Here is a 23,128-nt window from a genome sequence, read left to right on the forward strand (position 1 = left end):
ACTGAATTTTCCTGCATGGAAACTCAAGTAAAACCAAGTGACACCACCAGCGTATGGCGCCGGAAGCCAATGTATCTCTACGAGCAGGATATGCAGAAGAGCGAACTCAAGCGCGTTCTGGGCAAGTGGAGTTTAACGGCCATCGGTATCGGGGCCATCATTGGAGGGGGTATCTTCGTACTGACCGGTACGGCTGCTCACTTTCATGCAGGGCCTGCGCTGGCTTTATCGTTCGTCATTGCGGGTATAGGCTGTATTTTTGCGGCCCTGTGCTATGCCGAATTTGCGGCCATGCTGCCGGTAGAAGGCTCGGCCTACGCCTACGCCTACGGAACCATCGGCGAGCTGTTTGCCTGGGTGATCGGCTGGGGTCTTATCCTCGAATACGCCATGGGCGCCATGACGGTAGCCGTAAGCTGGTCGGGTTATTTCAACAAGCTGCTGCACCTGTTCGGGATCGATATTCCCTTCTGGCTACGAAACGACCCTGTTTCGGCCGCTAATTTCGCCCGGCTCAACGGGCTGGAAGATCCGGGCTTCTCGGTCAACCTGCCCGCCTTTCTGATCGTCTGGCTGGTAACGGCGGTACTCGTACGCGGTATCAAAGAAGCCGCCGGAGCCAACAACCTGATCGTAATCCTGAAAGTAGCCGCGGTTATTTTCGTGATTCTGGTCGGCGTATTCTACGTCAACACCGCCAACTGGATTCCGTTTATTCCGGAAGCGCGGACCATCACCGGCGAAAACGGCGCTCCGCACGAAGCCTACGGATGGGCCGGTATCGTATCGGGCGCGTCGGCCATCTTCTTCGCCTACATCGGCTTCGATGCCGTATCGACCCAGGCGGGTGAGGCTATCAACCCCCGTAAAGACATTCCGTTTGCCATCGTTACCTCGCTCCTGGTCTGCACCATCCTGTATATCCTGGTGTCGCTCGTGCTGACGGGTATGATCAACTACAACGATATCGTAGGCGACGCGCTGAAAGCACCGGTAGCGGCTGCATTCGACAGCGTTGGTCAAACCTGGGCCGTATTCATCATCACGGCGGCTGCTACGGCCGGTCTGATTTCGGTAATGCTGGTGATGATGCTGGGCCAGACCCGGATCTTCCTGGGTATGGCTAAAGATGGTCTGCTGCCCAACTTCTTCCGGGTTATTCACCCCATCTTCAAAACGCCACACCAGAGCACCATTCTGGTAGGTCTGCTGGTATCGGTCGTAGCTGCGTTTACACCGATCAGCATTCTGGGCGACATGTGTTCGTTCGGGACCCTGTTCGCGTTTGCCATGGTATGTCTGGCCGTGTTCATCCTGCGTCGGCGCGATCCCGAGCGGGAGCGTCCGTTCCGGGCACCGCTGCTGAGCGTTATTGCTCCGCTGGGCATCCTGACCAACTTCTACCTGATCGTGAACCTGAGCGAACTGGCGCAGATTCTGGCGTTCTGCTGGCTGCTGCTGGGGCTGGTGGTGTATTTCATCTACGGCCGTCGACACAGTAAACTGAACGATTTGTAGGCAGAACCAGCCACGAAACAATGCAAAAAGCCCCCGGCAGCACCGGGGGCTTTTTCGTGTTCAGAAATCGACATCTTGGCTGAAGGCCGTAGTTTTGCAGGAGCATGAATTTCCAATTCTCTATAGAGTACTTGCTGGCATTGCTGATAGGACTGGTCATCGGGATGGCCGGGGGCGGTGGGTCTATCCTGACGGTGCCCATTTTTGTGTACATATTTGGCATACCCACGCTGCTGGCTACGACCTATTCGCTGTTCGTGGTGGGTGTAACGTCGTTGGTAGGCTCGGTCAATCATGTGTTGAAGAAGCGGGTAAACCTGCGCATTACGGCTGCGTTTGCGCTGCCCTCGTTCATATCGGTTTATCTGAGTCGCCGGTTTCTGGTGCCGGCCCTGCCCGATCCGTTGTGGCAGGTGGGGTCGTTTGCGCTGTCAAAACCAACCGCTATCCTGTATTTCTTCATCATCGTGATGATCCTGGCCGCCCGGGCTATGATCCGCAACGACCGACCTGAGCAGGGCGAGGCCGGGCTACTGCCCGATGGCGCGCGCCCGCGGTACGATCTGCTGGCCCTCGACGGCCTGGCTGTGGGGATGCTGACGGGCACGATCGGGGCGGGTGGGGGCTTTCTGATCGTGCCGATGCTGGTGCTGCTGGCCGGACTGCCCATTCACCGGGCTGTGGCTACCTCCGTCTTCCTGATTGCGGTCAACTCCTTTGTGGGGTTTATGGGCGATCTCCAGCATACGCACCTCGACTGGAATTTTCTGCTTCCCTTTACGGGTTTATCCATCATCGGTATTTTCATTGGCATGTATCTGGCCCGTTTCGTGGCGCCCGATCAGCTGAAAAAAGGATTTGGCTGGTTCGTACTGATCGTAGCGGCCGGTATGATCGTTAAAGAATTGGTATAACGCGGGCCTTGCCTGCCTCTCTACACATGGTTATCGAGCAATTATATACAGGTTGTTTAGCGCAGGGCGCGTATTACATAGAAAGTGCGGGCGAAGCGGCCATTATCGATCCGCTCCGCGAAACGGCCCCCTACCTGCGGAAAGCCGACCGGGCCGGTGCGCAAATTAAGTACGTGTTCGAAACCCACTTCCACGCCGATTTTGTATCCGGACACCTGGATCTGGCCCGGAAGTCGGGGGCTACCATCGTCTATGGTCCCAACGCGCATACCCATTACGACGTGTACCATGCACAGGATGGTGAAACCTTTACGCTCGGCCAGGTGACTATCAAAGTGCTGCACACCCCCGGCCATACGCTCGAATCGACGACCTACCTGCTGCTCGACGAAAACGGTCGGGAACACGCCATCTTCACCGGCGATACGCTTTTTATCGGCGATGTGGGTCGTCCGGATCTGGCCATCAAAGGCGACCTGACCGAACAGGATCTGGCGGGTATGCTCTATGATAGCCTGCATGCTAAAATTCTGCCTTTACCCGATGAGGTCATCGTTTACCCGGCCCACGGCGCCGGCTCGGCCTGCGGCAAGAACATGAGCAAGGAAACCACCGATTCGCTGGGCAATCAGAAACGTTACAACTACGCGCTGAAAGCCCAAACCCGCGACGAGTTTATCCGGCAGGTGCTCAGCGGACTGAGTGCGGCTCCTGCCTACTTTGCCGAGAATGCCCGGCTTAACAAGGAAGGCTATGAATCGGTTGACCGGGTGATGGAGCGGGGCAGCCGGGCGCTGTCGCCGGGGGCCTTCGAAGCGGCCGTCAATGAAACCGGGGCGCTGGTGCTCGACGTGCGCGAAGCGGCTGACTTTGCCCGTGGATTTATCCCCAATGCGATCAACATCGGCCTGAACGGCCAGTTTGCCCCCTGGGTTGGCGCGCTCATCGCCGATCTGAATCAGCCCCTGGCCCTGGTAACCCCCGTCGGGCAGGAAACCGAAACCGTACTGCGGCTGGCGCGGGTCGGCTATGATCATACCATCGGGTATCTGGAAGGTGGGTTCGATGCCTGGTGGCAGGCCGGTAAAGAAACCGATACCGTTGAGTCGATCCCGGCGGATGCGTTTGCCCGGCGCCGGGCCGCTGCTCCCGACGCAGTTGTTGTCGATGTCCGGAAACCCACCGAGTTTGAGCCGGAACACGTAGAAGGAGCCGAAAACCTGCCCCTCGATACGCTCAGTGAACACCTGGCCGAGTTGCGCACCGACGAACCAGTTTATGTCCACTGCGCCGGTGGGTACCGGTCTATGGTGGCCAGCTCTATTCTGAAAGCGCGCGGGTTCGATAACGTCGTCAACGTAGAAGGAGGCATCGCAGCCATCCGGAAGACCGGCGTCCCCATCGTAGCCGACGTGACTCACTGAGCCGTCTGGCTTCTCTCTTCACCGAACCGGATTCTCGTCGATACCCAGCCTGGGCAGGGCCGGGTTCAGCACGCGCGGTACTACCTTGATGCGGAAGACGCGGGTACCGGCCACGTCAAAATCGCAGCTGTAAAACTCGCGCTGTTTCACCCCTCTGTATACCGCCGTGTAGTTAACCCGGGGCGGCCAGTTGTTGAGGGCCAGTTCGGCCGTGATGGCATCGACGGCTTTTCGCAGATTGGAGAAAAAGATGATGACCGGTTCGCGCTGCCGGATCGTGTTGAGCGACCCTACCGCCTGAATCGTTACCTCGTAAATGATCCGACCCGGAGGTCGTGACAGCCCCTTTTCGTGCATAAATCCTATTCTCGACGCAAGTTCATGGAAAATAACGATTTTATGAAAAACTATTGCGCTATTTTTCAAGTCGTAAACTAAATGCCGCCCTGGGGCGTTTTACTATCAACTACCGCAGCAAAGCTCCCGACCACTCACCAGGCCGGGTTTTTTTGTGGCCCAGCAAAAAAGCACCGCCCTGACCGAGCGGTGCTTTTTTGTTTCTATAACGGCGTCTGTTTTTTCTGTCGTCCCGACAACAGTCTCTGCCGTACCGTTGCTTTTCTTGTCGTCGGGATGACAAAAGCTGTACCGACCCGTCTATTTTTTATACATCACCGTTTCAACGGCCTGCAGCGTACGCTTCACGTTCGGCAGGATAGCCTCGATCAGCGTTGGGGCATAGGGCAGCGGCAGGTCCATGCTGTTAACCCGGATTACGGGCGCGTCGAGGTAATCGAACGCATGGCGCTGGATGTTATAGGTCAGCTCTGACGAGATAGCGGCCAGGGGCCAGGCTTCTTCAACGACAACGCAGCGGTTGGTTTTCTTCACCGAGTTGATCACGGTTGGGTAGTCGATGGGCCGCACGGTGCGCAGGTCGATTACTTCGGCCGAGATGCCGTTTTTGGCCAGTTCTTCGGCGGCTGCCAGCGCTACCTTCATGATTTTGCCGAACGAGACAATGGTAACGTCGTTGCCTTCGCGAACGATGTTGGCCTGCCCGATCGGAATCAGGTATTCCTCTTCCGGCACCTGCCCTTTATCGCCGTACATCAGCTCCGACTCCATGAAAATAACGGGGTCGTTGTCGCGGATGCTGCTTTTGAGCAGGCCTTTGGCGTCGTAAGGGTTCGACGGAACCACTACTTTCAGGCCCGGCGTGTTGGCAAACCAGTTTTCGAAGTTCTGCGAGTGCTGGCTCGACAGCATACCGGCGTTACCGGTTGGTCCGCGGAACACGATGGGGCAGGAGTACTGACCGCCCGACATGCTCATGACCTTGGCGGCTGAGTTGATAACCTGGTCAATGGCAACGAGCGAGAAGTTGAACGTCATGAACTCGATGATGGGGCGCAGGCCGTTCATGGCTGAACCAACGCCAATACCGGCAAATCCCAGCTCGGCAATGGGTGTATCGATAACCCGCTCTGGACCGAATTCGTCGAGCATACCCTGGCTCACCTTGTAGGCACCATTGTACTCGGCCACTTCTTCGCCCATCAGATAGACCTTCGGGTCCCGGCGCATTTCTTCGTTCATGGCCTCCCGCAGGGCTTCACGGAACTGTATTTCTCTCATGCTGAATGCGTTGTTTCGGTTAGGTCTGTGTGTCAGGCTCTGAATGAGCTATTGACACGACTATGCTGAAAAACCGGTCAAAATTAGGCAAAACGGCTGATTCATCAAACGACCCGGCCCCCTCCGCCCGCGAAGTTCGTGAAAGGTTGGCCGAACCAAAATATAATACAGGTTCCAGGCAACCTGGGCCTGCCTGTAGACATCATGTGTATAGTTGGTCTGTGGGCTAATCTGTTAAATACTCTTAATGCCGAATCAGCCGACTCTTTACCCCCATACATTTGTTTCCATATCCCTCAACCTTCCTCTTTTTATGCGCTTTTTACTCATCGTTTTGTGTGTAACGGCGGTGCTCCGGGCTGCGGCTCAGTCGCCCGACCGGCCCGGTAAACTCAGCGGAATACTAACCGATTCGACAACAGCCAGGCCCGTTCCCTACGCTACCGTAGCCCTGCAACAGCCCGATGGGAAACTCATAACGGGCACGACGACCGACGAAGCCGGCGTTTTTACGATACCCAGCCTGGCCGTTGGGACGTACCGGCTTCAGATTTCGTTCGTAGGCTACCGTACTCGTATACTCGCCCCCGTTCAGATCACTGCTGGCGCGCCCGAGCTGGCCCTGGGCACGATCCGGTTCACGGCCGACAGCCAGAATCTGAACGAGGTCAGCGTAGTCGGACAGAAAGCGCTGATCGAAGACAAGGGCGACCGGCTGGTCTATAACGCCGAGAAAGACGCCACCAACACCGGCGGAACAGCCGCCGACGTGCTCCGAAAAGTACCGATGCTCACCGTTGACCTCGACGGCAACGTGAAGATGCGTGGCAGCGGCAACATAAAAGTGCTGGTAAATGGTAAACCGTCCAGCATTATGGCCCGCAACTTGGCGGATGCGCTGAAGCAGATGCCGGCTAACATCATCAAGTCGGTCGAAGTCATTACCAGCCCCGGCGCCCGGTACGATGCCGAAGGATCGGCGGGGGTGATCAACATTATCACGAAGAAAGCCCTCAAGGGCATGAACGGAACCGTAAACGCTACCGCGGGTAACCTGAACCGTTCGCTGGGCGGTAACCTGAACGTGCGGGGCAGCAAGCTGGGGCTGGCCGTATCGCTCAACGGCTACCAGTACCGGAATATTTCCGAAAACACCAGCACCCGAACGGCGCTCACCGATGGTCAGCCCAGCAGCGTGCTGTTTCAGCGCGGCAGCCGCGACAACACCGGTACCGGCGGCTACGGCGAGATGAGCCTTGACTACGACCCCGACTCGACCAACCGGATCAACTTCTCGGCCAATGGTTGGGGCGGTAACTTTCCGCAGAACAGCGACCTCTACAGCCGCCTGACCGACCCGCGGGGTGGGGTAGTACAGGAGTTTCGGCGCGATATCCAGTACCGGAATCCGTATGGCAATACAGAGTTCAACCTCGGCTGGACCAAGTCGTTCCGGAAAGCGGGCGACTCGGCCGACAAGCCGGTTCAGGAGTTTTCGTTTCTGTCGCAGTACGCCCGCATGCCCGACAATTATTACTACACCATTACCCAGCGGAGTATGCAGTCGGAGGTGCCGTCGTATCTGGAGCGCAGTACCAACCTGAGCCGTAACAACGAATACACGTTCCAGACCGATTACGTACATCCGGTAGCCCTGCGCGACTCGGCTTCGCTGCGGGTGGAAGTGGGCGCCAAGACCATTCTGCGGAATATCGGCAGCGAGTTCGAGATCGAACAGTCGACAACGGGGCTGGCGGCCGATTATGGGCTGGATCCCAGCCGCAGCAACGAGTTCAAATACAGCCAGCGGGTGATGGCGGGCTATACCTCGTTCAAGCTGGAAACGAAACAGAAATGGAGCCTGACAACCGGCCTGCGCCTGGAGCAGACCGCCATCCGGGGCGACTTTCCGACCACGCAGACCTCATTCAGCACTACCTACAGCAACCTGATTCCGAGCTTCACCCTGGCTAAAACCATCAAGGGAAAACATACCCTCAAGACAAGCTATACGCAGCGTATCTCGCGCCCGATGGTCTGGTACCTGAACCCGTTCCGCAACTTCAGCGATCCCAAGAACGTACAGACCGGCAACCCCTACCTCAATCCCGAACTAACCCACGCTACCGAGCTGTCGTACAGCACGTTCGGCAAGAGCGGTTCGTCGTTCAGCGCGTCGCTATTCTGGCGCCAGACCAATAACGCCATCGAGTTTCTGACCACGGTTGGGGCCGATGGGGTGGCGCTCAGCACCTTTCAGAACATTGGGCGGAACGCGAGCTACGGCACCAACGTAAACACGACCCTGCAGCCCAATAAGAACCTGAACATATCGGTGGGTACCGATCTGACGTACATAACCCTCTATAGTCCGGCCATCAGCCAGCAGAACGCGGGCTGGGTCGGTAGCCTCAACACCAACTCCTCGCTCAAACTGCCCAAAGATCTTACCCTTCAGCTGAACACCTACGTCAGCTCGGGCTGGATAAGCCTGCAGGGCCGTAACTCGGGCTGGTACTATTACGCCCTGTCGGCCAAGAAAGAATTCTGGAAAAAGAACGCCAGCCTGACGCTGAACGTATCGAACCCGTTTGGCCGGTACGTCCGGCAAACGAGCGATATGGCTGCCCCGACGTTCCGGTCCGAAACCACGTTTCTGTTCGTGAACCGCATGGCCCGGCTTACTTTCAGCTACAAATTCGGGCAGATGAACGCGGGCGGCAAGCAAAGCAAAAAGATCAGCAACGACGACAGCAAAGGGGGCGGCCGGTAGCCTAGCGTTGCCGAGCCGATGCTTTTTTCAGATCGTCGATAACGATTTCTTCGAAGCCGGGCAGGGTTTTGTAGGCGTAGATGGCCCGCCATTTGGTGTCGCGGTAGTCGTACGACACCTCCAGATACGGTTTGGTGCCGGCCTCACCGGTGTCGTTGGCCCGGGTATTGATCCGGACCGGAATATCGCGGTAGTAGGTGAAGTAATTGGGGTGAGTCAGGTAACCGAGCGGGGTCGTATCCCAGGGTACGAACCCATCAACGCCGAAGAGCTGCTGATTAAACAGCTGCCAGGGCCGGAGCCGGTCGTAGACCCACTTGTCGGCGGTGTGTTTGTTGTTGAGAAAGTCGATGTCGGTTTTGCCCAGGAAGGTATAGACGCTGCACTCGTAGCCCGACAGGACGACCTTCACGCCCGACTCGAACAGAATCCGGAACGACTCGGGGTCGGTTTCGAAGTTATAATCGCCCACGCTCAGCTTTCCCAGACCGGGTTTGAACGGCAGGCCGGGCGTCCGGGCCGCACAGACAACCACCTCTTCGATCTGCGGAATCAGCTCCGGATGGTTTTTAACCAGCGTAGCGACGTTGGTAACGGGCCCGATGGCCAGAATCGGCATTTTTTCGGCCCGGAGGGCCTTCGCCATGGCCCGGGTGGCGTCGTTCTCGACGCCCGCATCCTTCGCCGTATCGGACCCTTTATAGACCGGAATACGGCGACCGGTCTGGTTGTACCAGCCCAGCAGTTTCTGGGTTACGGCATAGGCATAGTCGGCATAGGTAACGGTGCTGATCCCTACCAGCTCTACTTTATCGGGGTGTTGCAGGGCCATGATGAGCGCAATGGCATCGTCGACCTCGCGGGCGGTCTTGTCTTTCATCCCGATCATGATGTCGGTGTCGAGCCAGATCCGGCGGGGTTTGGCGGCTGGCTGGGCCAGGGCCGAAAACGAGGTGAGCAGCAGGCAGAAAACTAGTAAACGCATGTAAACGACAGTCGAAAAAGAGAAAAAGCCACCCTCCGGCCATTGGCGGGCGTAGCCATAAAAGAACAGTCAGCTGAGCAAAGAATGGGCGTCGTCGAGCAGATCTCGCTTGGCCTCCAGCGACAGACTGAGCGGCAGCTGGGCCAGCCCAATCAGCCGACGCATAATTTCAACGCCCGTGAACTGCTGGCGCAGGGTATCGTCGAAACCACTCGGTTTCTCATACGACGACAGAATGGTGTTGAGCACCGTAGCCGGTTGTTCGGCCATCATCAGGTGAGCCATCATAATGCCCAGATCGAACTCGGGAGGCCCGTAAAAGCAAAACTCCGGATCGATTACTTTAATGCCATCCGTGGTCTGGAGCCAGCTGCCGGGGTAGTAGTCGCCGTGCAGCAGCGCCCGCCCATCGGCCTTGTATACCGAACCCAGCTGCCCGACGCGTCGTTTCAGATCGGCATCTTTTTTATAAGGTGCAGCGAGCGCCTGCAGACCCGGCTGAACGGTATCGAGGTCGAACCCATTGTCGGCCAGGAACGGGTAGTTGAAGATATGCTCGTGGTTGAGCGTCCGCATGTCGCGGTTGGCAAAAGCCGGATCGGGCACATCGGTCGAGAACTGGCTGTGCAGCACCGACAGGTAATCGGTCAGCGCCCGGGCATCGGCTTCATCGAGCTGGCGGCAGGGCTGGTACAGAAAGGTATAGTCGGTAGCGGTGCCGAGGTCTTCCAGCACCAGCATGTTGTTTTCTTCGTCCATGCCCAGCAGCTGCGGCATCCGTTCGGCCAGCATCGGAACGGCCTGCGCTTTCTGGTAGAAACGGCCTTCTATGATGGCCCGATCGGCTGGGGCCGCAATGGTCGGGTATTTTTCGACGTACCCCCTCGATTGTTTGATGATCAGCGTCCGCAGCGGGGTGGTAATCCGCAGGGTGTAGTTCATATTCCCTTCGCCCGGTTTCTCCGCCGACGAAACGACCTCGGCGGTGTCGAGCCAGCCGCGTCGGCGCAGGTAATCCTGTATGGCGTTGGGTTGTTGTGCGTCCAGATGCATACTTTTTTTCTGTTCAGACCGATGGTTTCGCAGGGAGTCACGCGCTGAGCGTCCGGCCCGAAGCATGTAACCCGAAACCGAAGACAAAGTTCTACCGCACAACGGCTAGCTTGCCGGCCAGCCCTTCAGTGCCGTTGGCGCTGACGACAACGACCAGATAGATACCCGTCTGGGCCGTCCGTCCGCGGTAGTCGCGCAGGTTCCAGGTTGCCGTACCGCCTTGTGAGCGTGCTTCGTAAACCAGCTGGCCCCCGGCGTCCAGAATCTTTACCGTGGCGTTATCGGTCAGGCCGTTGATACCGACCGTGCCGGTAAAGTCGGGCCGTACCGGATTCGGGAAGATCGTCAGGGCGCTGAGCGTTTCGGCGGGTTCGGTAGCCGGGCCGCGGTACGAGATCAGGCCGTTGGTGGTCTGGATATATACGCTGCCGCCGATGGGTTCGATTGCCAGGGCCTGAATGGTGTTGGTCGGGAGGGGGCTGTTCCGGGCAGTGAACGTGTCGAGTAGCTGCGACCCGTCGGGGGCTACCCGGTACAAACCGCTACGGGTACCGATCCATTTTCGGTTGCCGCCATCGACCGCCATCGCCGTAACGACCTCGTTGGCCAGCAGCCGCCGGCCGTTGAGCAGGGGCGGCTGGGCGTTGACCACCGGATCGAAGGCACCGGCCGGATTGTCGAACACGGTAGGGCCTATGTCCGTACCAACCCAGATGGCCCCGTTGCGGTCTTTGACGAGGGTCTGGATGCTGCCCGACAGCAAACCGCCTTCGTTGCGTAAGGTGGTCAGTGACCGGATCCGGTTCGTTTGCGGATCGAAGACCAGCAGGCCAAAGCCACCGTCGAGCCGGAGCCACACGAACCCATTGTCGTCGGGTACGACCTGCGCGATATTGGTCTGATTCACGGCCGGATACGACTGAAACTGGCCATCGCTCCGGCGCACATGCAGCGTAGCCAGCTGGGTGTTAAAACCGGCTGTGCTGATCCACAGATTCCCGTCGCGGTCGGTCGCCAGACTGCTGATAAACGGCCCCACCGAGGCCGGCAGGGTAACGGCTGCGAGGGCTTGCTCGGCCGTCTGGCTCCAGAGGCCGCCCCCGAAACTGCCCAGAAACAGCCGCTGCTCGGCGGGCAGGTACGCGGCCGAGTTGAAACTACGGCTCAGGTTCGCAGCACTCAGCCGCAGCCAGCGGTCGGCGGGTACGGCATAGGCTTCGGCCGCGGGCTGACCACTGGCCAGCGTCGTGCCCTCCTGCGGGCCCGCCGGTAAGGTGATGAGCAGATTCGGGTAGGTGTACAGCTGCGCGAATACGTCGCGGGTGGGGCCTTCGGGGGTGATCGGCGTAAACGTACCGGCGTTACCCGACAGGAGGCCGTTCTGGCCGTCGGCTACCCAGATGCGGGACCCATCCACCACCAGCTCGCGCGGGTTTGCCAGCAGCGGTCCCGCAAAGACACCCGCCCCCGGCACCGTAACGGACTGACTGGTCGCTACCGCCACGCCGGTCGTACCCGCAAACTGCCGCACCACCGGGCTGCTCAGCGCCTGGGTCAGCACCCACCGACCCGACTGCCGCTCCAGAATACCCTGACCGAGTACGGCGACCGACAGCCGGTTCTGGGCGGTGACGATGGTTTCGATACGCGTATCGGGTTCGGGAACCGCCCGCCAGTTGGCCGGATCGGCCAGGTTGACGGTAGGGGCAAACCGAATGGCCCGCAGGCGTCGGCCGGTTTCGGCCGGTTGCAGCGGCCCCGTCAGTGCGAAAAGGCTGTCGGTAGTGGCAGCTGTCTGAAAAATGGGCAGGGGCGAGCCGTTGGGGCGCCGGCTGAAGTACGTATCCCGAATCTCATTCCGGGCCAGATCGAAAACCACCAGGCCAAAGTCGGTGCTCAGATACGCATTGGTACCGACGCGGTTGATGTGGTTGATGGCGCGGGCGGCTGGCAGGTTAGGCGCCGTGGCAATGATATCGATGGTTTGTACGGACCCCGGTTCGCCGGTGGCCGAGAGCGAGAGCAGATCGATGAGGCCGCTGCGATATGCGATGAAAAGCCGGTTCTGGTCGGGCAGGTACAGCAGCCGCGTAATACCCACATCGCTCAGCCCCTGCTGTTTCCCCAGGACCCGGGTTTCGTTGGTTGTTTTGTCGAACGAGAAAAAGCCGTTCTGCGTGGCTGCGTACACCTGGTTGCCCGCTACGGCGACCGACTGGCCCGGCAAGTAACTGACGTGCGAACGCCAGGTGCCTAGCTGGGCAAAGGCCGGCGCCACAACGCTACCCACGAAAAACAGGCAGCCGACAACCGCCAGCAGTCTGGCCCGCCGTCGGCTGCGTACCGGGTTATACAGAAAATAGGCCCGAGGCTGGCTAGTCGTTTTCGTCTTCATACACCCACTCTTTCCGCCCGGCCTTGTCGCCGAGGTTGAAGCAGCGTCGGCACCGGGCCTCGTAGCTATCGGTCTCACCCAGCAGCACCCGCTCCTGCGATGGCACCAATCGGTACGAATATTGCGCAATGTCACCGCAGACCACGCAAATGGCATGAACTTTCGTGACAAACTCGGCAACGCCCATCAGCTGCGGCATACAGCCGAAGGGGTTTCCGGCAAAGTCCATGTCGAGGCCCGCAATAATAACGCGCTGCCCCTGATTGGCCAGCGTGGTACATACCTCAACGATTTCTTTGTCGAAAAACTGTGCCTCATCGATGCCGACCACGTCACAGGAACCGGCCAGCGCCAGAATTTGGCCCGCTGTTTGCACCGGAGTGGACGGAATACTCAACGCAGAGTGTGATACGATGTTGTCTTCGTGATAGCGCGTGTCCAGAGCCGGTTTAAAAATGCGAACATTCAGTTTGGCAATGTGGGCGCGGTTCAGCCGTCGGATCAGTTCTTCGGTCTTACCCGAAAACATGGAACCGCAGATTACTTCGATCCAGCCCGTTCGGAGATGGGGTGGTTCACGACGTCGAGTGGGCTCAATGAACATGTTGCATCAATTGGTGTCGGAGCCGGCGGGCGGGTGCCAGCCTCCAGGCGTTGATCAGAAAGGACTTGCGTATGCGTCAGGATTATTCACTGGTTTTTGTTGCCAGGCAGGTGCGGCCGGCGGTTTTGCCGGAGCCGCTGCTTGTGCCATGCCAGTGGCTAAAATCTCGCTCGCAGGCCGCTTTTTTTGATTTATTTACAAACACAAAGCACAGTAGCTTTGAAAAGGATATATTTACAAAGCAAAGGATTTTACTGATGTCGAACAAGTTTAATACGAACGCTCTTACCGAGTACAGCAAGTCCTACGCCCGTCGGATTGCGGCCGATTTTTACCAGCAGCACTCAACCATCAGCGGCCAGCAGATTCTGTCGCTGACGCCCATCAGTCAGATCAATTTGTTTGTCGTCAGTGCGTTGTCGGATAAATGGCAGGCCGATGCGGAGAAGTTTCGCAGCCCTTATTTCGACTTCTCCCACATGGAGGTGCAGGAGGCTTTGCAGCATTTCATGAACGTGGTGTCGCAGCATATTTCCGTCCGGCGCGAACACCTCGAGCCGCTCCTGGCCGATGCCGTTCGCCGGACGATCATTATGATCTTCGACCCGCGGGCTTATTTCGACGACCTGCTGCGGAGCCAGCCCGAGTTTACCCTGACGGCCTCGGCCATCAAACAGATTAACCGATATACCAAAATCAACCAGTTTGTTCCGGCCTATCTGGCGCAGCGGATGAACGGGAAGCCGTTCATTTACGTCAACCAGGCCCTGACCTACCTCGACGAAGCGCTGACGCAGCGGGGCCACGAGCTGGAGCATTACGATAAGTTTGTGGCGCTCTTCTCCGAGAAAGTGCCGATGGATGTGGCGGCCCTGCTCCGGAGCCACGTACCCGATGGATTTCCGGCGGCTCCGGCCCGTTCGTTCTTCGATGCGGCCACCGAGTCGGCCCTGCCCCCCGCGCCCATGGTGCCGCCCGATGCGGTGCCGGCCGATGTGGAGCCCGCTACCGCCCCGCAGCCCGACCCAACCCCCGCTCCGGTGGCGGTCGATGAGTCGTCGTCGGGTGGGTCTATGTTCCTGGGCGATGTGAGCGGACCCGAGCCTGTTGCGCCAACGGCCTACCCGTCGCAGCTGCCAACCGGTGCCCTGTCCGAGCCTTCCTCGACCGATATCGGTCTGTCGGGCCGCACCGAGAGCCCGGCCGAGCAGGCCCCGTCGCTGAACCAGACCCTGCGCGAAACGGCGGTGGCGGAGCCGGTAACCGTGGCCGAGACGTTTAACCGGGCGCCGATCGAGAGCGTGGCGCGGAGCATCTCGCTGAACCAGAAATTCCGGTTTATCAACCAGTTGTTCAACGGCAATACCAACGCCTATAACCAGGCCATCGAAGAAATCGACTCGCTCGACAACTACGGGCAGGCGCTCGATCTGATCTCGTACCGCTATGCCTCGCAGTACCTGTGGGACATGAGCAGCGACGAGGTGAGCGAGCTGGTCGAAATTCTGAAGCGCCGGTTTGCGTGACGGGCTGCGTCGTGATTCGTCGGAGTAGGCTGACTGTCAGCATAGCCCCACGAATCACGACGCCGTACCTTGAAACCTTTCGTTCTGATCGCAGCCTGCTGCTGGTTCATAGCCGGCTGGGCCGCAGCCCAGCCGCCCCCTGACCGGACCAACGGCGACATCAGCCAGTTTTTGCAGGATCTCTTTCCCGTACAGACCGAAGGCATCGATTATCAGTCGGTGTTCGATGTGCTGACCCAGCTCTATGCCAGCCCGCTCGATCTGAATACCGCCACCCGCGACGAGCTGGCCGCTACCTACCTGCTCTCCGAACGCCAGCTAAACAGCCTGCTTACGTACCGCGCCGACGCTGGTGACCTGCTGTCTATTTACGAGCTGCAGGCCGTTCCGGGCTTCGACCTGCCCACCATTCGTCGGCTGCTGCCGTTCGTGACGGTGTTGGACAGCCCGCGCCTGCTGGGGGCCATGCCCACGCCCACCGATCACTACGTGCTGCTGCGCTTCGAGCAGCTACTGGAACGGCAAAAAGGATTTTCTGCGGCTACGCCCAACAGAAACGGAAGCCTGCCCACGCGCTATCTGGGTAGCCCGGGGCAGTGGTTCGCCCGGTATCGCTACAGCCGGCCGCGCGCGTTCAGCTTCGGCCTGACCGTTGAGAAAGACCCCGGCGAGATACTGGGCTGGCAACCCTCGGCGCGTCGGCATGGGCTGGATTACGTCTCGTTTCATCTGCAACTCCAGAACCGGGGCCGCTGGCGCAACATAACGCTCGGCGACTACCAGATGCAGGTCGGGCAGGGGCTGGTTCTGTCGGCGGGGTTCGTGCTGGGCAAGAGTGCCGAAACGGTTCAGACAGTTCGACGCCCGACGCTGGGTGCCCGGCCCTACACTTCGCTGACTGAATACGGCTACTTTCGGGGCGCTACGGCCACCTACGCCCTGCATCCCCGGCTTGACCTGACCCTGCTGGCCGCCCGAAACCGGCGCGACGCCAACACGACGGCAGGCAGCACCACCGACGAACTCATCGCTACCTCGCTGCAAACGTCGGGGCTGCACCGAACCCCCTCGGAACGGGATGATCAGGGTCGCCTGCTCGAAACGAACGTGGGCCTGCACCTGCTCTACCACAACCGCCACCAGCTGCAGCTGGGGCTGACGGCCTTGTCTACAACCTACGATCTGTTCTTTCGGAAGCGCAACCTGCCGTATAACCGCTACGAATTCACCGGCACAACCAATCGGGTCATCGGCCTGCACGGCGGCTACGTCTGGAACAACTGGAATTTCTTCGGGGAGGTGGCCCGGAGTAGCGGCTCGCAGACCAGCAGCGGGGGGACGGGTGCCGTTGGGGGTGCGCTGGCTAGCCTGACCAAACAGCTCGATCTGGCCGTGGTGCTGCGGCATTATGACCGTAATTTTCACAGTTTTTATGCCAACGCGTTCAGCGAAAGCAGCCGCAGCCAGAACGAAACGGGTGTTTATACGGGGTTGAAATACACCATTTACCGGAAGCTGGCCGTGAGCGGCTTCGTCGATGTGTATCGGTTTCCGTGGCTGAAGTACCTGGTCGATACGCCGTCGTCGGGTTTCGATTACCTGATGCAGATCCGCTACACGCCCAACCGGCAAACCACGTTCTATGCCGTTTTTCACGACGAGCGAAAAGAGAAGAACCTGCCCGGCAGCAAGACCGACGAGGTGGTACGGACTACGCGCCGAAGCCTGGCCCTCAATGCCGAATATACCCTGGCGCGGGGGCTGGCCCTGCGGTCCCGCGTTCAGCAGGGGAGCTTTGCCTACGCGGGTCGCGCCCGGTCTACCGGTTTCGCGCTGGTGCAGGATGTGCAGTACGAGCGCCGGCGCTGGAGCCTGAGCGGGCGGGCGGCTCTTTTTGGTACCGATGATTACGACAGTCGGCAGTATGTATACGAGCGCGATGTACTGTACGCGTTTTCGTTTCCGGCCTATTTTAACCGGGGTATCCGGCATTATGTGCTGGTGCAGTACAACCTGAGCCGTCATCTGGACCTGTGGCTCCGCTGGGCCCGTACCGACCTCACCAACCAGACCACCGTAGGCTCTGACCTCGACCAGATCGACGCGCCCCACAAAACCGAAGTTAAAGTCCAGGCCCGCTGGCGTTTTTAATCGCCGTCGGGAGCAATGCCGTTCGGGTTCAGCGGTTTCATTGACAGGCCGCCCCTCCGGGGCTATGGGGAGGTAGGATTCGTTGTGCTTCTACCGGCTCTAAGGGCTGCCTATTTACCCCCCGCCCCCTAAAGGGGGAGTTAGCTCCGCCGAATGGGCTCCCCCTTTAGGGGGCGGGGGGGTGAAACGGTAGCGATTCGGGCTAGTGGAATTCACATAAACTCCTTCCCCAAACACCCCCTTTGGGGGTTGTTTGGGGAAGATGCTGGCGGACTTTAGGGGGCTGGGGGGCAGCCTATTTACCCCCCCAACCCCCTAAAGGGGGAGGTAACCCCGCCGAATGGGCTCCGGCTGGTACTGTCGTGAAAGTCAAGTTTTACGTTAGGATTATTTTCATATCTTTGGACTACAAGTAGGACAACTCGGCCCCGGTCAGTTGATCCTGGGTAGTCCCGCCGGTCGGGACTATTTTTTTGTCCCCACTGGCCCGGTTCACTAAGTACAAAGGGTCGTACTCAACCCCGTGACGCCACAAGGCGTAGGCCATCAGCAGCAACCGCTTCTGAACTGCTACATAAGCTTTCATCTTGATGTGGGTTCGCTCAAACACCCGATCATACAGCGCTTTACAGGTCGGCTCGTTGAAGCGAACGGCATTGAAGGCCGGCATGTGCAGTATACGACGCAGGCGACTGTTCCCCTTTTTAGAGATACGGGTTTTGCCTGAGTGGTTGCCAGACTGATTCTCCACTACGTCATAACCCGCATAGCTCACTAGGTGGCGCTGGTTGGTGAAGCCGCCACGGGGCGCCCCGCTCGAAGCCGTTGGTCTCGGCCACCAGCACCGCTACCGATAGTAAGGCCAAGCCTTTAATCTTGACCAACTGCTCGATGCGTGGTTTGAGCACAGCATCATCGTTGATGAGTTGGATAATGGCTTGCTCTAAGGCGGTTAGTTGTTGGTCGTATACCTTGACCAAGTTGGTCAGTTGTTTAGTGATAAAGCCATTGTCAAAGGCACTGTGTTCCAGGGCATGTTGCTGATTGGTGGACTGGGTTCGCAGTTCTTGCAGGCGTTGGTGTTGGCGAGTCAATAGCCGCAAGGCGTATAGGTTCTTGGAGAGAGGTTTCCAGAGTGGTACTCGCTGCTCAAGGCCCATGCGAGACAAGCCCTGGGCATCGATTTTGTCGTTCTTGGACTTGTAGCCTAAGCTCTTAAGATAGTATTTCGCTTTATTGGGCAGTAAGATACTGACCGGTTGATCCTGCTGATGGAGAAACCAAGCCACCGCTTCGTGGTAGACGCCGGTCGATTCCATCAGGTAGGTAAGCGGTAAGTCTTGCTTACGATGGCGGGCCACCCAACTGAGTAGGGTAAGAAAGCCCGCTGGCTTGTTGGCTACTTTGGTGGTGGCTTTAAGGGTGACTTTGCCGGTCTGGTCAATCACTGATAGGCCTACCTGGAGGGTATCTTTGCTGATGTCCAGCCCAACACACTGGCGTAAGAAGGTTTGCATAACCAAGCGGGGGAAAAGTGAAACAGAAACCACCTGACGGCTTTCCTGGCTCTGGCACATCGATTGGAGATAGTAGTTACAACCACTTCTATGGGTACTGTCGGAGCTGATTGGAAAGGGGACAGGGGAGCCAGCACAACCAGCCTGATCAAGATCACCGGAGGGTGTCTCAGCGGCCGACCCGAGGTACTGGCTACCCGTGTCAGGTCTTGCTCATAAATTGCACTTTTTCTGACAGACTCAACTCAAAACAAAGATATGAGCGGCCGACCGTCCCTTTAGGGGGCTGGGGGGCAAAGTCCGGTCTCTCTATGACTTTACCTGCTTATCAACCCTTCCCCAAACAACCTCTTAGGCCGGGCCGCTGTCGCGGGGCTGGGGGGTGTAAGACGGGCTGTCTGCATGGCTTTAACGTTTTAACCAGCGCACCCCTAACCCCGGAGGGGCAGCCTGTCAATAGCCTATAACAAATTCATAATACGATACCTCAACAGGGGCGGGGCTGCCCGTATACCGATCCATCATAAAAAAGAGGGGATAATACTCGCCGAAGCGCATAGACTTTAGCTTTTTCGTTAATTTCGGCAGATGCCTATCCCAACCGATGTGACTGAACCGATTACGCCCGAGCCCGCCCTCCCGCCCGATCAGCAGGAAAAACTGCGCGAACTGACCACCCAGAGCTGGAACCTGGAACTCGTTATTTCCGGGGCCGCCCTGTTTGCCATACTGCAACTGCCCGAACTGCTCGATCAGTTCTTCGATTACATCCGGTACAACTTCACGAGCCAGACATCCGGTATGCAGGCGCTCATTCTCTCGCTGGCTTACAGCATGATAAAGGCAACCTGTTATGTACTGTTCCTGGCGTTCCTGACCAACTTCGTGATGCGGGCGTTCTGGGTGGGGCTGGTGGGCCTGCTGGCCGTATACCCGACCGGCGTTCACTATGACCGGATTCCGTTTACGACACCCTATGCGCAGAAAAAAATGGCCGACGAACTCGGTTCGCTCGACCGGTATATCCTGCGGCTCGACCAGCGCTGCAACATCGTTTTTGCCGTGGCTTTCCTGTTCGTACTTATCCTGGTTCTGGTGGCATCCTTCTACCTGATCATTCTGGGGATTCACTCGGTGCTTCGACCGCTGATACCAGCCGAAGCCTGGCTGTACGTCAAGATCGGAGCCGGGGTATTGTTTGGACTTTTTATGCTGACCAGCATTGTGCTGAGTTTACCCCAGGTGAGGGCACATCCCGTCGGCGTTGTGGTCCATTACCGGTTCACATCCATCAGCAGGCTGTTATCCTGGGGTCTGTACAAGCCGTTTGCCTTCATCACCAATACCTTCTACAGCCATCTGCCCTATAAAAAAATCATGTGGGCATTAGGGGTAATGATGGTTGTTTTTCTTGTGTTGATAATGGTGGAGTTTACAGCGGACCTGTCGCGTATGGACCGGCGGGTGTCGACCCTGAACCGACGGCACCTCTACACCGCCCGGGTCGATAGCCTGTACCTGAACCCGGTTGCCTACGATAACCAGCGTGCCGAAGCCGATTATGTCGATGCAGCCGCCATTCAGGCCGACGTGATCCGCGAGCCTTACATCCGGCTGTTCATCGCCTATCCTAAAGCGCTGGACACCCTGCTGACCCGGCTGTCTGCCAGACCTGACTGGAGCGACACCCTGCCACGAACCGAACGATACCGGCTTTTTGCCAACTGGAGCAGCCAGCAGACCAACCGGCTCATGCGTATTTCCGTCAACGACTCACTCTACGCCACCCCCGATTTGCTCTTTACCAAACGCGGCCCGCAGGAGCAGCGCGGCTGGCAGACGGTACTGGTGCCCGGAAACCTCAAAACCGGTAGAAACAACCTGCGCATTGCCATTCAGCCCGACTCGCTCGCCAAAGCCGAAGAGCTGGTCACCATCCCCTTCTGGTACGTGCCGGAAAATTAAGGGCAGGAGGGGCACTTATTTCGTCATCATGACAAAAACAGCTACGGTACCGGAAAACCGTGATGGTAACCTGCCGGGCATATCGCCAGCCAGTTCTGCTGCGGCTCCGATAGGCTTTTGTATCGACTGATCCGGTCCGTACTCAGAACGAAATAACTAGTTTCCCGATCGTTGTTCCCGATTCGAGCTGCGCGTGGGCCTGCTTCAGCGTATCGGCCGTCAGACCCTGCAGGGTCTGGGTAATGGTGGTTTGCAGCACCCCTTCGTCGAGCAGGTCGGCCACCCGGTTCAGGATGTGGTGCTGCTCGATCATGTCGTCGGTCTGGTAGGTGGAGCGGGTAAACATCAGCTCCCACGAAAAACTGACGCTTTTGCTCTTGAGCTTGTTCAGCGCCACCGGGGTAGCGCTGCCCGTAATGGAGGCAATATGGCCCTGCGGTTTGATCAGCTCGGCCATCGCATCCCAGTAGGCGTTGGTATCCACGAAGTCGACAATGTAGTCGACCTGCCGGAAACCCGCGTTCCGGACGTCCTCCACCAGGTTGCGGTGATTGACGACCTGGTCGGCACCCATCTGGCGGCACCAGTCGATGGTTTCGGGGCGCGATGCGGTGGCAATTACGCGCAGGCCCAGCAGTTTTTTGGCCAGCTGAATCGCAATGGACCCCACGCCCCCGGCCCCGCCGATGATCAGCAGCGTTTTGTCCCGGTCGCGGTCGGCCGACAGCCGCATCCGGTCGAAGAAGATTTCCCAGGCGGTCAGGGCGGTCAGCGGCATGGCGGCAGCGGCTTCGTCCGAAAGGGTAGCCGGTTTGCGGCCCACGATCCGCTCGTCGATCAGCTGGTAGTCGGCGTTGCTGCCCGACCGGGTTATGTCGCCGGCGTAGTAGACCGCATCGCCCACGCTGAACAGGCTGACGTCGCTACCCACGGCTTCTACGACCCCTACGGCATCCCAGCCGATGATTTTGGGCTGGTCGAGTACCGTATCTTTGGCCGAGTTCTGTCGAATTTTAAAATCGACCGGATTGACCGATACGGCCCTGACCTTGACCAGCAGGTCATGCCCGGCCGGAACCGGTTTGTCGATGTCGACGTCGATAAAGCTTGCTGGCTCTGTAATGGCGAGCGAAGTCGTGAACCCTACTGCTTTCATAATAAGTTGACTTAAGTCTGTTCGTTGCCGTGGGCGGTGGTACTGCCTGTCAGGTTTCCCGGCCCGCCAGCCGCTGTTCATAAGCGGCCTTCACGGCTGGATAACCAATTTTTCTCCGAAAAAAATTTGAATCAGCACCCGACTGGCGCTGTCTGGCGGAGTGGGGGGCGTAGGCCGGCAGGGTAGCCGGAGCCGTAAACAGGTCCGGGGCCGATGGGATGGCTCAGTTACGTAATTGTGTTACAGTACGTTACCGTAGTTAACTACTTCAGCAAAGCGTCGAGCGCCGACGAGTCTTCTATGCGGTTGCTATGCCGGTCGAAAATAGCGCCGGAGCTGCCCGTATCCCAGAAAAACGGTAACAGACCGTTGGCTCTGGCCTGCCGGGTTACGTAGCCGATATAATAAATTCTGCTGGCCTGGTGCAGCCTGAAGGCATCGCCTGTCAGATTGGTGCGTAACTGACAGCCATACTCACCCAGGAGGACCGGAATGCCTTTATCGATAAACTGCGTTTTCATCGACCTGAAGGCCGCGTCGACGGTCGATTCTTCGCCATAGGTCGGGTTATGAGCCAGATCGGTTGCCGAATGATTGCCTTTGCCCCAGTAGAAGAACTGATTACCCCAGGCCTCATCTTTGGTCATGCCGGTAAAATTCCAGGGCGTGTAATAATGAACCTCTACCATCAGCCTGTCAGGTACCTCATCTGCGGGCAGTCTAGTCATGAGTTTGTTGGTTGTTTCTATATCGGTCATGGGCCCCTGAACAACCAGAACCCGGTAGGCATTTTTACCGCCGGTGGAGCGAACGGCGTCGATAAAAGTCTGGTGGTAGGTGAGCAGAATCTCCTGCTGGGCAGCATCCTTCACGGCGGGTTCGTTAGCACTGGCAAAAAGCAGATGCTCATCGAAATGCCGCATTCGGGTGGCAATCTGCTCCCAAAAGGCTTTCTGTTTTGCGTTGGTAATGGCCTGTTTTTCGGCGGTGCAGTTTGACTCCAGCCAGCCGCCATCCCAGTGAATATTGAGCAGTACATACATATCGTTATCGATACAATACCGGATAACCTGTTCGACGCGGTCGAGCCAGTCGGTTCTGATGCGGGCTGTACTGGCATCGGCATACTGGTCCCATGAACACGGAAGCCGGACGGCGTTAAAACCGCTCTGTTTCAGCAGGTCGATATAAGCTTTGGTGATCAGCGGGTTACCCCATCTGGTTTCGCCACCCATGGCCTCCAGGGTATTTCCGATGTTGATGCCGTGGCTGATAGCGGTGGACAGCTGAAGCGCGTTGCGCCCCATACCGGCCCGGTCGGGTGCTACAGGTGCAGTATTATAGCTCGGAAAAAGGGTAGCCGGAGGGGCAGTCTCGTTCTGTTGGCATCCCGGCAGTACTGTGCTGAACAGAAGCAGATAAAAAACAGACCGTAGCGTCAGCAGTTGCATAGCAGAAGGCATTTGGCGGAGGGTGGTAGCTGGCTGAACAGGGCTGAGCGTCGCGCCC

The 23,128-nt window shown here is 58.2% G+C and carries 17 protein-coding genes and 1 pseudogene; 7 read left to right on the forward strand and 11 right to left on the reverse strand.

All coding sequences use genetic code 11. The features are described 5' to 3' along the window. Positions 1 to 15 precede the first annotated feature (15 nt). The 3 genes from EQG79_RS22800 (at position 16) to EQG79_RS22810 (ending at position 3,856) form a co-directional block, all read left to right on the forward strand. Positions 16 to 1,518, forward strand: coding sequence for an APC family permease (locus EQG79_RS22800; RefSeq protein ID WP_129604460.1), 1,503 nt, complete (start codon positions 16 to 18; stop codon positions 1,516 to 1,518). Between the two features lie 104 nt (positions 1,519 to 1,622). Continuing rightward, positions 1,623 to 2,432 (forward strand): sulfite exporter TauE/SafE family protein, encoded by an 810-nt coding sequence (locus tag EQG79_RS22805; protein WP_077922321.1) that lies wholly within the window; start codon positions 1,623 to 1,625, stop codon positions 2,430 to 2,432. Positions 2,433 to 2,458: 26 nt separating this feature from the next. Further along, entirely contained in the window at positions 2,459 to 3,856 is a 1,398-nt protein-coding gene (locus EQG79_RS22810; protein ID WP_129604463.1) for an MBL fold metallo-hydrolase, read from the forward strand. A gap of 18 nt (positions 3,857 to 3,874) precedes the next feature. Here the strand turns inward: EQG79_RS22810 and EQG79_RS22815 are convergent, their stop codons facing one another. Both EQG79_RS22815 and EQG79_RS22820 read right to left on the reverse strand, forming a co-directional pair. Further along, the gene (locus tag EQG79_RS22815) at positions 3,875 to 4,213 is read right to left on the reverse strand and encodes a hypothetical protein (protein WP_129604465.1); all 339 of its coding nucleotides are present in this window, start codon (positions 4,211 to 4,213) and stop codon (positions 3,875 to 3,877) included. A 300-nt stretch (positions 4,214 to 4,513) separates the two neighbouring features. Then, complete coding sequence (locus EQG79_RS22820) at positions 4,514 to 5,530, reverse strand: pyruvate dehydrogenase complex E1 component subunit beta (protein ID WP_262708637.1); 1,017 nt, start codon at positions 5,528 to 5,530, stop codon at positions 4,514 to 4,516. A gap of 277 nt (positions 5,531 to 5,807) precedes the next feature. Between EQG79_RS22820 and EQG79_RS22825 the strand changes: the two genes are divergently transcribed. Continuing rightward, positions 5,808 to 8,267, forward strand: a complete 2,460-nt coding sequence (locus EQG79_RS22825) for an outer membrane beta-barrel family protein (protein WP_129604470.1) — start codon at positions 5,808 to 5,810, stop codon at positions 8,265 to 8,267. Between the two features lies 1 nt (position 8,268). Here EQG79_RS22825 and EQG79_RS22830 read toward each other — a convergent pair whose 3' ends face one another. The 4 genes from EQG79_RS22830 to EQG79_RS22845 all read right to left on the reverse strand — a co-directional run bounded on the left by EQG79_RS22830 (position 8,269) and on the right by EQG79_RS22845 (position 13,304). Beyond that, positions 8,269 to 9,252 (reverse strand): nucleoside hydrolase, encoded by a 984-nt coding sequence (locus EQG79_RS22830; RefSeq protein WP_129604473.1) that lies wholly within the window; start codon positions 9,250 to 9,252, stop codon positions 8,269 to 8,271. Between the two features lie 69 nt (positions 9,253 to 9,321). After that, on the reverse strand, positions 9,322 to 10,305 hold the full coding sequence (locus EQG79_RS22835) for a phosphotransferase (RefSeq protein ID WP_129604475.1): 984 nt from the start codon (positions 10,303 to 10,305) through the stop codon (positions 9,322 to 9,324). 91 nt (positions 10,306 to 10,396) lie between these two features. Then, the gene (gene porZ, locus EQG79_RS22840) at positions 10,397 to 12,700 is read right to left on the reverse strand and encodes a type IX secretion system anionic LPS delivery protein PorZ (RefSeq protein WP_129604479.1); all 2,304 of its coding nucleotides are present in this window, start codon (positions 12,698 to 12,700) and stop codon (positions 10,397 to 10,399) included. Next, positions 12,681 to 13,304 carry a thymidine kinase gene (locus EQG79_RS22845; protein WP_077922313.1) on the reverse strand — a complete coding sequence of 208 codons (624 nt, stop codon included), beginning with the start codon at positions 13,302 to 13,304 and terminating at the stop codon, positions 12,681 to 12,683. The genes porZ and EQG79_RS22845 overlap by 20 nt, the downstream gene beginning before the upstream one ends. A gap of 257 nt (positions 13,305 to 13,561) precedes the next feature. Here EQG79_RS22845 and EQG79_RS22850 point away from each other — a divergent pair, with 257 nt between their 5' ends. Both EQG79_RS22850 and EQG79_RS22855 read left to right on the forward strand, forming a co-directional pair. Beyond that, positions 13,562 to 14,830, forward strand: a complete 1,269-nt coding sequence (locus EQG79_RS22850; protein WP_129604481.1) for a hypothetical protein — start codon at positions 13,562 to 13,564, stop codon at positions 14,828 to 14,830. Positions 14,831 to 14,938: 108 nt separating this feature from the next. Continuing rightward, positions 14,939 to 16,981, forward strand: coding sequence for a helix-hairpin-helix domain-containing protein (locus EQG79_RS22855; RefSeq protein ID WP_240699437.1), 2,043 nt, complete (start codon positions 14,939 to 14,941; stop codon positions 16,979 to 16,981). 406 nt (positions 16,982 to 17,387) lie between these two features. Here the strand turns inward: EQG79_RS22855 and EQG79_RS31365 are convergent, their stop codons facing one another. The 3 genes and pseudogenes from EQG79_RS31365 to EQG79_RS22860 all read right to left on the reverse strand — a co-directional run bounded on the left by EQG79_RS31365 (position 17,388) and on the right by EQG79_RS22860 (position 18,498). Next, a complete protein-coding gene (locus tag EQG79_RS31365; protein WP_240699439.1) occupies positions 17,388 to 17,651 on the reverse strand; it encodes a hypothetical protein in 264 nt (87 codons plus the stop codon). A 6-nt stretch (positions 17,652 to 17,657) separates the two neighbouring features. After that, positions 17,658 to 17,756: pseudogene (locus EQG79_RS31370) on the reverse strand (transposase); the annotation flags it as partial. Further along, entirely contained in the window at positions 17,737 to 18,498 is a 762-nt protein-coding gene (locus EQG79_RS22860) for an IS110 family transposase (RefSeq protein WP_240699427.1), read from the reverse strand. The pseudogene EQG79_RS31370 and the gene EQG79_RS22860, both read right to left, overlap by 20 nt. A 606-nt stretch (positions 18,499 to 19,104) precedes the next feature. Here EQG79_RS22860 and EQG79_RS22865 point away from each other — a divergent pair. Next, on the forward strand, positions 19,105 to 20,463 hold the full coding sequence (locus tag EQG79_RS22865; RefSeq protein WP_240699428.1) for a hypothetical protein: 1,359 nt from the start codon (positions 19,105 to 19,107) through the stop codon (positions 20,461 to 20,463). A gap of 142 nt (positions 20,464 to 20,605) precedes the next feature. Here EQG79_RS22865 and EQG79_RS22870 read toward each other — a convergent pair whose 3' ends face one another. Both EQG79_RS22870 and EQG79_RS22875 read right to left on the reverse strand, forming a co-directional pair. Then, positions 20,606 to 21,619 (reverse strand): zinc-binding alcohol dehydrogenase family protein, encoded by a 1,014-nt coding sequence (locus EQG79_RS22870; RefSeq protein ID WP_129604489.1) that lies wholly within the window; start codon positions 21,617 to 21,619, stop codon positions 20,606 to 20,608. Between the two features lie 263 nt (positions 21,620 to 21,882). Then, the gene (locus EQG79_RS22875; RefSeq protein WP_206445608.1) at positions 21,883 to 23,070 is read right to left on the reverse strand and encodes a glycoside hydrolase family 5 protein; all 1,188 of its coding nucleotides are present in this window, start codon (positions 23,068 to 23,070) and stop codon (positions 21,883 to 21,885) included. Between the last annotated feature and the right edge of the window lie 58 nt (positions 23,071 to 23,128).

The sequence above is a fragment of the Spirosoma sordidisoli genome, assembly GCF_004138325.1.
Classification (GTDB): domain Bacteria; phylum Bacteroidota; class Bacteroidia; order Cytophagales; family Spirosomataceae; genus Spirosoma; species Spirosoma sordidisoli.

What these genes read in the sequence shown, in the direction of transcription:
- EQG79_RS22815 (WP_129604465.1), bottom strand. Translation starts at nt 4,213, where the DNA reads ATGCACGAAAAGGGGCTGTCACGACCTCCGGGTCGGATCATTTACGAG.
- EQG79_RS22875 (WP_206445608.1), bottom strand. Translation starts at nt 23,070, where the DNA reads ATGCAACTGCTGACGCTACGGTCTGTTTTTTATCTGCTTCTGTTCAGC.
- EQG79_RS22850 (WP_129604481.1), top strand. Translation starts at nt 13,562, where the DNA reads ATGTCGAACAAGTTTAATACGAACGCTCTTACCGAGTACAGCAAGTCC.
- EQG79_RS22825 (WP_129604470.1), top strand. Translation starts at nt 5,808, where the DNA reads ATGCGCTTTTTACTCATCGTTTTGTGTGTAACGGCGGTGCTCCGGGCT.
- EQG79_RS22860 (WP_240699427.1), bottom strand. Translation starts at nt 18,498, where the DNA reads ATGCAAACCTTCTTACGCCAGTGTGTTGGGCTGGACATCAGCAAAGAT.
- EQG79_RS22845 (WP_077922313.1), bottom strand. Translation starts at nt 13,304, where the DNA reads ATGTTCATTGAGCCCACTCGACGTCGTGAACCACCCCATCTCCGAACG.
- EQG79_RS31365 (WP_240699439.1), bottom strand. Translation starts at nt 17,651, where the DNA reads ATGCCGGCCTTCAATGCCGTTCGCTTCAACGAGCCGACCTGTAAAGCG.
- porZ (WP_129604479.1), bottom strand. Translation starts at nt 12,700, where the DNA reads ATGAAGACGAAAACGACTAGCCAGCCTCGGGCCTATTTTCTGTATAAC.
- EQG79_RS22800 (WP_129604460.1), top strand. Translation starts at nt 16, where the DNA reads ATGGAAACTCAAGTAAAACCAAGTGACACCACCAGCGTATGGCGCCGG.
- EQG79_RS22870 (WP_129604489.1), bottom strand. Translation starts at nt 21,619, where the DNA reads ATGAAAGCAGTAGGGTTCACGACTTCGCTCGCCATTACAGAGCCAGCA.
- EQG79_RS22830 (WP_129604473.1), bottom strand. Translation starts at nt 9,252, where the DNA reads ATGCGTTTACTAGTTTTCTGCCTGCTGCTCACCTCGTTTTCGGCCCTG.
- EQG79_RS22810 (WP_129604463.1), top strand. Translation starts at nt 2,459, where the DNA reads ATGGTTATCGAGCAATTATATACAGGTTGTTTAGCGCAGGGCGCGTAT.
- EQG79_RS22835 (WP_129604475.1), bottom strand. Translation starts at nt 10,305, where the DNA reads ATGCATCTGGACGCACAACAACCCAACGCCATACAGGATTACCTGCGC.
- EQG79_RS22805 (WP_077922321.1), top strand. Translation starts at nt 1,623, where the DNA reads ATGAATTTCCAATTCTCTATAGAGTACTTGCTGGCATTGCTGATAGGA.